At 53.8% G+C, this 12,636-nt stretch carries 9 protein-coding genes, 1 tRNA gene and 1 rRNA gene; 2 read left to right on the top strand and 9 right to left on the bottom strand.

Going from position 1 to position 12,636, the window contains the following annotated elements; translation table 11 throughout:
• Positions 1-6: 6 nt before the first annotated feature.
• The 6 genes from JSN25_RS03150 to pepQ all read right to left on the bottom strand — a co-directional run bounded on the left by JSN25_RS03150 (position 7) and on the right by pepQ (position 6,038).
• Positions 7-83, bottom strand: a tRNA-Ile gene (locus tag JSN25_RS03150).
• A 71-nt stretch (positions 84-154) separates the two neighbouring features.
• A 16S ribosomal RNA gene (locus JSN25_RS03155) occupies positions 155-1,694 on the bottom strand.
• Positions 1,695-2,045: 351 nt separating this feature from the next.
• Positions 2,046-2,591, bottom strand: a complete 546-nt coding sequence (hemG, locus tag JSN25_RS03160) for a menaquinone-dependent protoporphyrinogen IX dehydrogenase (protein WP_038634428.1) — start codon at positions 2,589-2,591, stop codon at positions 2,046-2,048.
• An 11-nt stretch (positions 2,592-2,602) separates the two neighbouring features.
• Positions 2,603-4,054, bottom strand: a complete 1,452-nt coding sequence (gene trkH, locus JSN25_RS03165) for a Trk system potassium transporter TrkH (protein ID WP_003017848.1) — start codon at positions 4,052-4,054, stop codon at positions 2,603-2,605.
• A 38-nt stretch (positions 4,055-4,092) separates the two neighbouring features.
• Positions 4,093-4,707 carry an IMPACT family protein gene (locus JSN25_RS03170; RefSeq protein WP_085049785.1) on the bottom strand — a complete coding sequence of 205 codons (615 nt, stop codon included), beginning with the start codon at positions 4,705-4,707 and terminating at the stop codon, positions 4,093-4,095.
• A complete protein-coding gene (gene pepQ, locus JSN25_RS03175; protein WP_038634435.1) occupies positions 4,707-6,038 on the bottom strand; it encodes a Xaa-Pro dipeptidase in 1,332 nt (443 codons plus the stop codon). The genes JSN25_RS03170 and pepQ overlap by 1 nt, the downstream gene beginning before the upstream one ends.
• A 187-nt stretch (positions 6,039-6,225) precedes the next feature.
• On the opposite strand from pepQ, the gene fadB reads away from it, so the two are divergent.
• Both fadB and fadA read left to right on the top strand, forming a co-directional pair.
• Positions 6,226-8,415, top strand: a complete 2,190-nt coding sequence (fadB, locus tag JSN25_RS03180) for a fatty acid oxidation complex subunit alpha FadB (RefSeq protein WP_204525436.1) — start codon at positions 6,226-6,228, stop codon at positions 8,413-8,415.
• A gap of 9 nt (positions 8,416-8,424) precedes the next feature.
• On the top strand, positions 8,425-9,588 hold the full coding sequence (gene fadA, locus JSN25_RS03185; RefSeq protein ID WP_150344458.1) for an acetyl-CoA C-acyltransferase FadA: 1,164 nt from the start codon (positions 8,425-8,427) through the stop codon (positions 9,586-9,588).
• A 213-nt stretch (positions 9,589-9,801) separates the two neighbouring features.
• Here the strand turns inward: fadA and JSN25_RS03190 are convergent, their stop codons facing one another.
• The 3 genes from JSN25_RS03190 to fre form a co-directional block, all read right to left on the bottom strand.
• The gene (locus tag JSN25_RS03190; protein ID WP_137347630.1) at positions 9,802-10,782 is read right to left on the bottom strand and encodes a LacI family DNA-binding transcriptional regulator; all 981 of its coding nucleotides are present in this window, start codon (positions 10,780-10,782) and stop codon (positions 9,802-9,804) included.
• Between the two features lie 14 nt (positions 10,783-10,796).
• Positions 10,797-11,705, bottom strand: a complete 909-nt coding sequence (locus tag JSN25_RS03195; protein ID WP_204525437.1) for an ROK family protein — start codon at positions 11,703-11,705, stop codon at positions 10,797-10,799.
• Positions 11,706-11,933: 228 nt separating this feature from the next.
• Positions 11,934-12,635: an NAD(P)H-flavin reductase gene (gene fre / locus JSN25_RS03200; protein WP_038634448.1), complete on the bottom strand. Its 702-nt coding sequence runs from the start codon at positions 12,633-12,635 to the stop codon at positions 11,934-11,936.
• Between the last annotated feature and the right edge of the window lies 1 nt (position 12,636).

Below are 12,636 nucleotides of genomic sequence, written 5' to 3' on the forward strand. Positions count from 1 at the left end.
AGAATTTGGTAGGCCTGAGTGGACTTGAACCACCGACCTCACCCTTATCAGGGGTGCGCTCTAACCACCTGAGCTACAAGCCTGCAGAGATTTTCTTACTGCTAATTTTCATCAGACAATCTGTGTGAGCACTGCAAAGGTCGGTTCTTTAAGGTAAGGAGGTGATCCAACCGCAGGTTCCCCTACGGTTACCTTGTTACGACTTCACCCCAGTCATGAATCACAAAGTGGTAAGCGCCCTCCCGAAGGTTAAGCTACCTACTTCTTTTGCAACCCACTCCCATGGTGTGACGGGCGGTGTGTACAAGGCCCGGGAACGTATTCACCGTGGCATTCTGATCCACGATTACTAGCGATTCCGACTTCATGGAGTCGAGTTGCAGACTCCAATCCGGACTACGACATACTTTATGAGGTCCGCTTGCTCTCGCGAGGTCGCTTCTCTTTGTATATGCCATTGTAGCACGTGTGTAGCCCTACTCGTAAGGGCCATGATGACTTGACGTCATCCCCACCTTCCTCCAGTTTATCACTGGCAGTCTCCTTTGAGTTCCCGGCCGGACCGCTGGCAACAAAGGATAAGGGTTGCGCTCGTTGCGGGACTTAACCCAACATTTCACAACACGAGCTGACGACAGCCATGCAGCACCTGTCTCAGAGTTCCCGAAGGCACCAAAGCATCTCTGCTAAGTTCTCTGGATGTCAAGAGTAGGTAAGGTTCTTCGCGTTGCATCGAATTAAACCACATGCTCCACCGCTTGTGCGGGCCCCCGTCAATTCATTTGAGTTTTAACCTTGCGGCCGTACTCCCCAGGCGGTCGACTTAACGCGTTAGCTCCGGAAGCCACGCCTCAAGGGCACAACCTCCAAGTCGACATCGTTTACGGCGTGGACTACCAGGGTATCTAATCCTGTTTGCTCCCCACGCTTTCGCACCTGAGCGTCAGTCTTTGTCCAGGGGGCCGCCTTCGCCACCGGTATTCCTCCAGATCTCTACGCATTTCACCGCTACACCTGGAATTCTACCCCCCTCTACAAGACTCTAGCCTGCCAGTTTCGGATGCAGTTCCCAGGTTGAGCCCGGGGATTTCACATCCGACTTGACAGACCGCCTGCGTGCGCTTTACGCCCAGTAATTCCGATTAACGCTTGCACCCTCCGTATTACCGCGGCTGCTGGCACGGAGTTAGCCGGTGCTTCTTCTGCGAGTAACGTCAATCACTAAGGTTATTAACCTTAATGCCTTCCTCCTCGCTGAAAGTACTTTACAACCCGAAGGCCTTCTTCATACACGCGGCATGGCTGCATCAGGCTTGCGCCCATTGTGCAATATTCCCCACTGCTGCCTCCCGTAGGAGTCTGGACCGTGTCTCAGTTCCAGTGTGGCTGGTCATCCTCTCAGACCAGCTAGGGATCGTCGCCTAGGTGAGCCGTTACCCCACCTACTAGCTAATCCCATCTGGGCACATCCGATGGCAAGAGGCCCGAAGGTCCCCCTCTTTGGTCTTGCGACATTATGCGGTATTAGCTACCGTTTCCAGTAGTTATCCCCCTCCATCGGGCAGTTTCCCAGACATTACTCACCCGTCCGCCACTCGTCACCCGAGAGCAAGCTCTCTGTGCTACCGTTCGACTTGCATGTGTTAGGCCTGCCGCCAGCGTTCAATCTGAGCCATGATCAAACTCTTCAATTTAAGTTTGATGCTCGTGAATTAAACTTCGTAATGAATTACGTGTTCACTCAGAGACTTGGTATTCATTTTTCGTCTTGCGACGTTAAGAATCCGTATCCTCGAGTGCCCACACAGATTGTCTGATAAATTGTTAAAGAGCAGTGCCGCTTCGCTTTTTCTCAGCGGCGCGGGGTGTGCATATTACGCTATCCCGCTTCAGAGTCAAGCGTTTATTTACGCTTTTCTCCGCTGACCCGGCGGCGTGTAATCCGTTGTTCCGTGTCAGTGGAGGCGCATTATAGGGAGTTATTTCAGGCTGACAAGGGGAAATTCAAAATAATTTTCCGAGTGATTATTTTTTATTCTTTACGCTTATTTTGGCAACGTTTTGTGGGTTAATTGGGCAATTTCCCGTGCAAAACCCGCGACCTGTTCCCAATCGGTATACACCACTTCTTTATGCGTATCCGTTTCACCGCCTGACATCTTCATTATCAGTTGGATCATCACACGGTCATACCAGCGATAGCGGGGATACAGCAAAGCGCCGGCAATAACCGCACTGCGATCAGGCCGCCACGGCGAACTCATCAGGAACTTACGCGCATAGCTGTTGGTTTGCGGCGTACGCTTCTCCGGTTTACGGGCAACCAGGTTAACGGAGTAGAACGCACTCGGCATCGCATTCAGCCGCGTGGCATGCTTTTTCACAAACTCCTGAAATGCGGCATGATAATGACCATAGCGAATCGAGGCGCCAATCACCACGCTGTCATAATTTTGCCAGTCAGGCTCCGCGGTGCGATGCAAATTAACAACATCCGTCCAAACGCCCAGCTCTTTGAGTTCAGAAGCCAGATACTCGGCGATTTCACGCGTTTGCCCGTCCCGGGAAGAAAAAAGAATCAGTGTTTTCACGTGTTACTCCATTATTCACGCCAGAAAGTAGGGGTAAAGAGTACCAGCAGAGTAAAGACCTCCAGACGACCAAACAGCATATTGGCAATCAGGATCCACTTCGCCACGGGGTTCATACTGGCAAAGTTGTCGGCGACAACGCCCAGCCCAGGACCGAGGTTATTCAGCGTCGCCACCACGGAGGCAAACGCGGAGAAGTCATCAACACCGGTCGCAATAATCGCCAGCATACTGATAATAAAGACCAGTGCATAGGCAGAAAAGAATCCCCAGACGGCTTCAAGAATTCGCTCCGGCAGCGCACGGTTACCCAGCTTGATACTGTAAACAGCATTCGGGTGAACCAGACGTTTCAACTCGCGGTTACCTTGCTTAAACAGCAACAGGATACGAATCACTTTCAAGCCACCGCCCGTAGACCCGGCACAGCCGCCGATAAAGGCAGAACACAACAACAACACCGGCAGGAACAGCGGCCAGCGGGCAATGCTGTCGGTGGTAAATCCGGCGGTCGTCGCCATTGATACCACCTGGAAAAAGGCCTGGTTGATGGTCGTGAGCGCTGAACCGTAGGTATTGTGTATCCACAGTACCAGCGTACAGACAGCCACTAGCGTCAACTGCACGCCGATGAACATGCGAAATTCCGGATCGCGCCAGTAGACCTTCAGGCTACGGCCGCTTAATAAAGAGAAGTGCAGGCCATAGTTACAGCCGGAGATCAGCAAGAAGATAGCAATGATGGTGTTGATCGTGGGACTGTCGAAATATCCCACGCTGGCATCGTGCGTGGAAAAGCCGCCAATCGCAATCGTGGCAAAGCTGTGCCCAATGGCGTCAAACGCTGGCATCCCGGCAAACCATAGCGCCAGTGCACATGCCACCGTCAGCAATACATAGATAAGCCACAGGGTTTTCGCCGTTTCGGCAATACGCGGGCGCATTTTATTATCTTTCAGCGGCCCCGGCATTTCTGCCCGGTAGAGCTGCATCCCCCCGACGCCAAGAATAGGCAGAATAGCCACCGCCAGCACGATGATCCCCATCCCGCCGAACCATTGCAGCATCTGTCGATAAAAGAGGATAGCGTGTGGCAATGAATCCAGCCCCACCAGCGTTGTTGCCCCGGTGGTGGTCAATCCGGAAAAGGATTCAAAAAATGCATCGGTAATCGTCAGGTTAGGGCTTTCCGCAAAGATGAACGGCAGCGCACCCACGCTACCCAGCACGGTCCAGAACAAGACGACAATCAGAAAACCTTCGCGAGATTTCAGCTCGCCTTTCTCTTTGCGGTTCGGCCACCACAGCATGGAGCCGATCGCCAGAGCAACGAAGAAAGTTTGGGTAAATGCACGCCCTGCCCCATCACGATAGATGAGAGCCACCAGTCCGGGGATAATCATTGTTCCCGAGAATAAGATGACCAGTAGTCCAACGATTCGGGTAATGGCGCGAAAATGCATCTCTACCGCTTCCTTAGTTCTTTAAAATGAGGTGGGGATTATTCTTCAATCGCTAACAATTGCAATGAACCACGACTAAAATCCGCCAGTTTTGCCGAAAATTCATCCACTTTGGCATAAGGAAGCGCCACCCTGAGCCGAACAAAAGCCTGGTAATCACTGGCAACGACTTTACCGTCAAACTGACCCAGCAAAGCTTCTATGCCTGCCAGCTGACCGTACTCACACTGCAAAGTATATTCGGTTAATGGCGTCTTGCGCTGTGTCGTTAACTGACGCAACGCCTGATTCACACCGCCACCGTAGGCTTTTACCAGCCCACCCGTACCGAGAAGGATACCGCCGTAGTAGCGCACCACCACCGCGGTAATCTCACCGACACCGCTGCCCATCAGTTGCGCGAGCATCGGTTTTCCTGCTGTTCCCGCCGGTTCGCCATCGTCTGAAAAGCCCAACTGCTGCGAGTCATTCGGCGCACCCGCCACCCATGCCACACAATGGTGGCGGGCGTCCGGGTGTTCCGTTTTGACGGACTCAACGAATGCTTTCGCCGCTTCTACGCCGTCCGTATGGGCGAGCAGCGTAATAAAGCGGCTTTTTTTGATCTCTTCAACGACGCTAACCGGCGCCGCAGGGATTAACCAACTGTCCATTACGCCAGTTTTAAATCCCGCGTCATGTTCTCGATATTGTTCTCGTGGACCACCACGTTGTCTTCAATACGAATACCGCCGAACGGTTTCAGAGCTTCAATTTTCTGCCAGTTGAAGTGTTTGCTGAACTGCCCTTCACGCCACGGCGCCAGCAGCGATTCAATAAAGTAGATGCCCGGTTCGATGGTCAGAACCATGCCCGGCTGCAGAACACGGGTGCAGCGCAGGTAAGGATACTTCGACGGGGCAGCAAGGTGGGTACCGCTGTCATCCTGCATAAAGCCAGCGACATCATGCACCTGCAGACCCAACGGGTGACCAATACCGTGCGGCATAAACGGTCCAGTAAGATCGTTTTCCACCATCGCCTCTTCACTCATATCGGTGATGATTTGATGCTTACGCAGCAGCTTCGCGATGCGCTGATGGAACTGAATGTGGTAATCCACGTAGCTGGTACCCGCTTTCATGGTCGCGATAAGCGCCAGCTCTTCGTCGTTAACATCTTTCACCAGATGCGCATAGTCGTTGTCGCTTTTCGCCGACCAGGTACGCGTCAGGTCTGCTGCATAGCCGTTATATTCCGCACCAGCGTCCAGCAGGAAGCTGCGAATTTCAGACGGTGCCTGATGATCCAGTTTGGTGTAATGAAGAACCGACGCATGCTCATTAAGCGCAACGATGTTGCTGTATGGCACGTCGGTGTCGCGGTGACCGGTCGCGGTCAGATAAGCAAGGTTGATGTCAAACTCGCTCATCCCGGAACGGAACGCTTCTTCCGCGGCACGGTGTCCATTCACCGCCATTTTCTGCGCTTCGCGCATACAGGCCAGTTCGTAATCCGTTTTAAAGGCGCGGTAATAATGCAGGTAGTCGATTACCCCTTTCGGGTTGATGTTGCTGGCCGCGATGTCCAGTTGCAACGCACGTTCCGGAACCGGACCGATATAACCGATATTGCCGCGAGCAGCTGGCAGTTGGCTACCGATACCGTCCGCTTTTGGCAGCGCGATGATCTCGATTTCTTCTGTCCAGAAGGAGGTCGGCAGCGGCTCAACGTTATGCCAGTAGTCGACCGGCAGATAGAACCACAATTTTGGCTTATTCACACCATCCACCAGCAACCAGCAGTTAGGGACCTGCGTTACGGGTACCCAGGCTTTGAATTGCGGATTGACCTTAAACGGGTACGGATGGTCGTCAAGAAAGACGTTAACAAGTTCGCCAGAGTGAATAAGTAACGCATCCAGCTTGAAGCGTTCCAGCGCGTCGCGCGCCCGCTCTTGTAAGGTAACGATATGATTTTTATAGAGTGCGGCCAGTGATTCCATTTTCTATCCTTCTGTTTTTGACCTCAAGACTCCGCATCTTAGCACATCGCTTTGTGAGTGCGTGATTTCTGCCGAGCGTGATCAAATCGTCATTTCTTTAATCATTCATTTGCATTCTTTTAACATAAAACACACACTTCGATTCATCTGGTATGACCAGATCACCTTGCGGATTCAGGAGACTGACATGCTTTACAAAGGCGACACCCTGTACCTCGACTGGCTGGAAGATGGCATCGCCGAACTGGTGTTCGATGCCCCTGGTTCGGTCAATAAACTCGACACGGCCACCGTTGCCAGCCTGGGCCATGCGCTTGACGTGCTGGAAAAACAACCGAATTTAAAAGGGCTGCTGCTGCGCTCTAACAAAGCAGCCTTTATTGTCGGTGCCGATATCACCGAATTCCTTTCATTGTTCCTCGTGCCTGAAGAACAGTTGAGCCAGTGGCTGCATTTTGCCAACAGCGTCTTTAATCGTCTGGAAGATCTACCTGTTCCGACCCTCTCAGCGGTAAATGGCTATGCGCTGGGCGGCGGCTGCGAGTGTGTGCTGGCGACCGATTACCGTCTGGCAACGCCGGACCTGCGCATCGGACTGCCGGAAACCAAGCTGGGCATTATGCCAGGCTTTGGCGGATCCGTGCGTATGCCACGTATGCTGGGCGCGGACAGCGCGCTGGAAATCATTGCTGCGGGTAAAGATGTTGGTGCTGAGCAGGCGCTGAAAATCGGCCTGGTCGATGGCGTCGTGAAACACGAGAAACTGCTTGATGGCGCGATCGCCATATTACGTCAGGCAATTAACGGCGATCTCGACTGGAGAGCCAAACGCCAGCCGAAGCTGGAACCGTTGAAACTCAGCAAAATTGAAGCGGCGATGAGCTTTACTATCGCCAAAGGTATGGTGGCGCAGACGGCCGGGAAGCATTATCCCGCACCAATCACTGCCGTGAAAACGATTGAGGCGGCAGCCCGTTTTGGCCGTGAAGAAGCGCTGAACCTGGAAAATAAAAGTTTTGTTCCACTGGCGCACACCAGTGAAGCTCGCGCATTGGTTGGGATCTTCCTTAACGATCAGTTCGTGAAAGCCAAAGCCAAAAAGCTCACCAAAAATATTGAGGCGCCAAAGCAAGCGGCGGTGCTGGGCGCGGGCATTATGGGCGGCGGTATCGCTTACCAGTCGGCCTGGAAAGGCGTGCCGGTTGTGATGAAAGATATCAACGACAAATCATTAACGCTGGGCATGACCGAAGCGGCCAAGCTGCTGAACAAACAGCTCGAGCGCGGCAAAATTGACGGCCTGAAAATGGCGGGCGTGATTTCCACTATCCATCCAACCCTCGACTATAGCGGCTTCGAGCGTGTGGACGTGGTAGTCGAAGCGGTTGTGGAAAACCCGAAAGTGAAAAAAGCGGTACTGGCGGAAACCGAAGATAAGGTACGCCCGGACACCGTACTGGCTTCGAACACCTCAACCATTCCAATCAACGAACTGGCCAGCGTGCTCAAACGCCCGGAAAACTTCTGTGGCATGCACTTCTTTAACCCGGTGCACCGCATGCCGTTGGTTGAGATTATTCGCGGCGAAAAAAGCTCAGATGAAACCATCGCTAAGGTTGTCGCCTGGGCAAGCCAGATGGGCAAAACGCCAATTGTGGTCAATGACTGCCCTGGTTTCTTCGTCAACCGCGTGCTGTTCCCCTATTTTGCCGGTTTCAGCCAGTTGCTGCGCGACGGAGCGGATTTCCGCAAAGTCGACAAAGTGATGGAAAAACAGTTTGGCTGGCCGATGGGCCCGGCTTATCTGCTGGACGTGGTGGGGATTGATACCGCGCATCACGCACAGGCGGTGATGTCTGCGGGCTTCCCACAGCGTATGCAGAAAGATTATCGCGATGCGATCGATGCCCTGTTTGATGCTAACCGTTTCGGACAGAAAAACGGTCTCGGGTTCTGGCGTTATAAAGAAGACAACAAGGGCAAGCCGAAGAAAGAAGAAGATACCGCCGTTGATGGTCTGCTGGCAGAGGTCAGCCAACCGAAACGCGACTTCAGCGATGACGAGATTATCGCCCGCATGATGATCCCAATGGTCAACGAAGTGGTGCGTTGTCTGGAAGAAGGCATTATCGCCAGCCCGGCAGAAGCCGATATGGCGCTGGTTTATGGCCTGGGCTTCCCTCCGTTCCACGGCGGCGCGTTCCGCTGGCTGGATACGCTCGGCAGCGCGAAGTATCTCGATATGGCCCAACAGTATCAGCACCTAGGCCCACTGTATGAAGTTCCGGCCGGTCTGCGTGATAAAGCGCGCCATAACGAACCGTATTATCCCCAGGTTGAGCCTGCCCGCCCGGTTGGCAGCCTGAAAACGGCTTAAGGAGTCACAATGGAACAGGTTGTAATTGTTGATGCGATCCGTACCCCGATGGGCCGTTCAAAAGGGGGAGCGTTTCGTAACGTGCGGGCAGAAGACCTCTCCGCACATTTAATGCGTAGTCTGCTGGCGCGTAATCCGGCGCTGGAGCCATCCGCGCTTGATGATATTTACTGGGGCTGCGTGCAGCAAACGCTGGAGCAGGGTTTCAATATCGCTCGTAACGCGTCACTACTGGCGGAAATCCCACATTCAGTACCGGCAGTGACCGTTAACCGTCTGTGTGGTTCATCCATGCAGGCGCTGCATGATGCAGCACGCATGATCATGACCGGCGATGCTCAGGCGTGCCTGATTGGCGGCGTGGAACATATGGGCCATGTGCCGATGAGTCACGGCGTTGATTTCCACCCGGGTATGAGCCGCAACGTGGCGAAAGCCGCGGGGATGATGGGCCTGACGGCGGAAATGCTCTCCCGCATGCACGGTATTAGCCGTGAAATGCAGGATGCCTTCGCCGCGCGTTCACACGCTCGCGCCTGGGCTGCTACACAGTCTGGCGCATTTAAAAATGAAATCATCCCGACTGGCGGTCATGATGCAGACGGCGTGCTGAAGCAGTTTAACTACGATGAAGTTATCCGCCCGGAGACCACGGTTGAAGCGCTTTCTACCCTGCGCCCGGCATTCGATCCGGTTAGCGGCACAGTGACGGCCGGTACCTCTTCCGCGCTTTCCGATGGTGCTGCCGCGATGCTGGTCATGAGCGAAAGCCGTGCCCGTGACCTGGGTCTGACGCCGCGTGCCCGAATTCGTTCAATGGCCGTTGTCGGCTGCGACCCTTCCATCATGGGTTACGGTCCGGTTCCGGCTTCAAAGCTGGCGCTGAAAAAAGCGGGACTCTCCACCAGCGACATCGGCTTGTTTGAGATGAATGAAGCTTTTGCCGCCCAGATCCTGCCGTGTATTAAAGATCTGGGGCTGATGGAGCAGATCGACGAGAAGATCAACCTCAACGGCGGGGCGATCGCATTGGGTCACCCGCTGGGTTGTTCCGGTGCGCGTATCAGCACTACCCTGCTCAATCTGATGGAACGCAAAGACGTACAGTTTGGTCTGGCGACGATGTGTATCGGGTTAGGTCAGGGCATCGCGACGGTATTCGAGCGAGTTTAATCAAGGCACGCCGGGGGCGCTTCGCTTGCCCGGCCTACGAAATGTTATCTCAAAGGCATTGGTGCCAGAACAAGGCGGCAAGTGAATGAATCCCGATGAGCTTACGTGTAGTAAGTGATTCGGGTGAATGAGCGCAGCCAACACAGTTATGGTGCCAATGGCGAAGAGAGAAAATTTAGTTGCCGTTCTTCCCGCCTGTCAGGGGCGGGTTTTTTATTTCCCTGAACTACCACGTACCACTAACTGCACCGGCAGCAGCAGATTCTCTTCCTGCTTCTCTTCCAACAGTAAACGCAGCGCTTCCCGACCCAGCTGTTGCTTATCAACCGCGATAGTGCTCAGCGGCGGATGTGACCAGGCTGCGGCATCAATATCATCAAACCCTACCAGCGCAAGGTCTTCCGGGATACGTATGCCCTGCTGCGCGCACACTCTTTGAACAACCATCGCTGCCGCATCGTTATAGGCAAAAATGGCATCGGGTGGCTCCGGCAACCTGAGCAGCTCATTAACCGCCTCTACCAAAGATTGCTCGGTATCGAGCAACGGCGGCGCGATGGCTTCGTACTCTGGCGGCATCAGCAACCGGGCTTCATACAATGCCTGACGATAGCCCTTCTCACGCTGACGAATACTGTAGTGAGAAAGTGTACTGGCAAGAAACGCGATGCGGTTGCGACCTTGTGCAATCAGGTGTTGCGTGGCCAGATAGCCGCCCTGGGTATTGTCCGGATTGACACAAGGCAGGCCAGGTGCCCAGAGATCCACCAGCACCAGCGGCAGTTTCATCTGTTGCAGCAGCCCAAGCAATTCAGGCTCAAAAAATCCGGCGCAGATCAGCGCATCCGGCTGGTGCAGCATCACCTGCTCACTCACCGTATCACCCGGACCGATAGACAGAAAGCTCAGCGCAATACCATTCTCGCGACAAAGATCTTCTATACCTAACAGCAGTTGGGAGTAAAACGGTAATGCGCGGCTGATATTGTGCTGACGATGCAGCAAAAACAGGACGCGTTTGATCTTGTCGCTGCGCAAGCGGGAAAAATCATAACCCTGCTGCTGCGCCACAGAAATAATGCGCAACCGGGTATCTTCACGCAGCCCCGGCTGCCCTTTTAGGGCGCGGGAAACAGCGCCAACTGAGACCCCACATGCTTCGGCAATGTCTCTGATACGTACAGGTTTCGTCATTTCACTCTCATTGATTATACGCAGGCTCGTTGCGCCCCCAGCCAGGCGGCACCACGCACGCCGCTGCTGTCGCCGTGTCTGGCCGGAACGATCGGTGTACGGCACTGTTTACCAAATACGTACTGTGCTACTCGCGCCTGCAAGCCAGAATACAGTAAATCGATATTAGATACCCCGCCCCCCAACACAATCACATCGGGATCGAGCGTATTCACCACGCTTGCCAACGCCCGCGCCAGTTGATCGCAATAGCGTTCCCATAACAAACTGGCATCTGCATCACCCGATTCTACCTGTCGCATAATTTGTGGCACACCCGCATGTTGCGCGGTGTGGTTCAAATACTGGCGTTCCAGGCCGCTGCCGGAAATAAAGCTTTCGATACAGTTCAACTGTCCGCAATAGCATGTCACTGCGGCCCCATCCCGGGATTCATGATAACGCGGCAAGGCATTATGCCCCCACTCGCCTGCGCAGGCGTTAGGGCCGGAAATCAGGCGGTTATCGATACACACACCGCCGCCGCAACCGGTACCGAGGATGACGCCAAAAACGACGCTGTGTCCATATCCGCTGCCGTCCATCGCCTCTGACAGCGTAAAGCAGTTAGCATCGTTGGTGACGGGCACAGCCATCCCTAACGCTTGCTCAAGATCTTGCGCAAAGCTCTGCTGATTCAGTACCAGAATGTTGGAGTTTTTGATTAACCCTTCGCTATCCACCGCACCGGGCACCCCAACGCCAACCGAGAAAGGCTGATTAACGGCCTGCCTGGCCTTAGCAATCATCTCCGTTACGGCGTGGAAAAAATCGTCATAGCTCTGCTTTGGGGTTACGCATCGCTCGCGATAAACAATTTCCCCCGTATTATCAATCACTACCGCTTCGATTTTAGTCCCGCCAATATCCAGGCCAAGCCTCATGGTTTTCCCTCGTTTGCGCCTTGTAATGTGATGCTGCATAGCTTGCCAACTTTGTTTACTAAACAAAAAGAGCTCCGTCACAAAAGCTTATTTTTATGATTAATAGATAGCCAAAAAAAGTTTACTAAAAAACCGGTGAGATAAGAGAGGCAACGAGACCGGGCTTGCACCCTGTAGTAGAAGTAAGGTGAGTAATGAATGCGCCGGAAGGGCTCCGGCGCACAGCGCTTAAATAAACGCGAACGCGTCGCCAAACAGGCGGTCTTCACGCGCACTGCGTTCATTGCAGAACAGATCGCGCGCGATTTTAGCCATTTCAAAACGTCCGGCAATGTAGATATCGTGTTCCGCCAGGGTACCGTAATCCTGTAATACTGCCGTTAATACGGTGCCCGTACGGCCACGCCAGCCTTCTTCAGGCTGTTCTACCACTGGCTCAACGCGCAGATTCGGGTGATTTACTGACAGCGCTTCCAGCTCAGAGAGATCGTAGAGATGCTTCTCTTCGCGCCCGCCCCAGTAAATAGTGATATCGCGATTTGGATTGCGCGCCAGCGCGGTAAGCAGAATGGAACGCGCGTAAGAGAATCCCGTCCCACCGGCAATCAGGAGCAACGGTCGTTCGTCCTCATCACGTAGCCAGGCTTCGCCATGCGGAATGTCGACCTTAATTTCCCGGTCTTTCAGAATGCGGTCCATCACGGCCATGGCGTACAGATTTAGCTCAGAAGCGCCAACGTGCAGTTCAATGAACCCCTGCTCGTCCGGCGTAGATGCCATGGAGAACGGGCGCTTATCTCGTTCGTCCATCACGACCATTAAATACTGGCCGGCACGAAAGGAAAACGCCGCGTCTGGCACTAAACGAACGCGATATACGGTGTCAGTGATAGCTTCTACCGAGGTCACTTTACAGCTTAAGGTTGTCATG

The organism is Citrobacter cronae, from assembly GCF_016893685.1.
Classification (GTDB): Bacteria; Pseudomonadota; Gammaproteobacteria; order Enterobacterales; family Enterobacteriaceae; genus Citrobacter; species Citrobacter werkmanii.

Excerpts from the sequence above, each read along its gene's own strand:
- pepQ (WP_038634435.1), bottom strand. The coding sequence starts at position 6,038 with ATGGAATCACTGGCCGCACTCTATAAAAATCATATCGTTACCTTACAA.
- fadA (WP_150344458.1), top strand. The coding sequence starts at position 8,425 with ATGGAACAGGTTGTAATTGTTGATGCGATCCGTACCCCGATGGGCCGT.
- trkH (WP_003017848.1), bottom strand. The coding sequence starts at position 4,054 with ATGCATTTTCGCGCCATTACCCGAATCGTTGGACTACTGGTCATCTTA.
- JSN25_RS03170 (WP_085049785.1), bottom strand. The coding sequence starts at position 4,707 with ATGGACAGTTGGTTAATCCCTGCGGCGCCGGTTAGCGTCGTTGAAGAG.
- fre (WP_038634448.1), bottom strand. The coding sequence starts at position 12,635 with ATGACAACCTTAAGCTGTAAAGTGACCTCGGTAGAAGCTATCACTGAC.
- JSN25_RS03190 (WP_137347630.1), bottom strand. The coding sequence starts at position 10,782 with ATGACGAAACCTGTACGTATCAGAGACATTGCCGAAGCATGTGGGGTC.
- fadB (WP_204525436.1), top strand. The coding sequence starts at position 6,226 with ATGCTTTACAAAGGCGACACCCTGTACCTCGACTGGCTGGAAGATGGC.
- JSN25_RS03195 (WP_204525437.1), bottom strand. The coding sequence starts at position 11,705 with ATGAGGCTTGGCCTGGATATTGGCGGGACTAAAATCGAAGCGGTAGTG.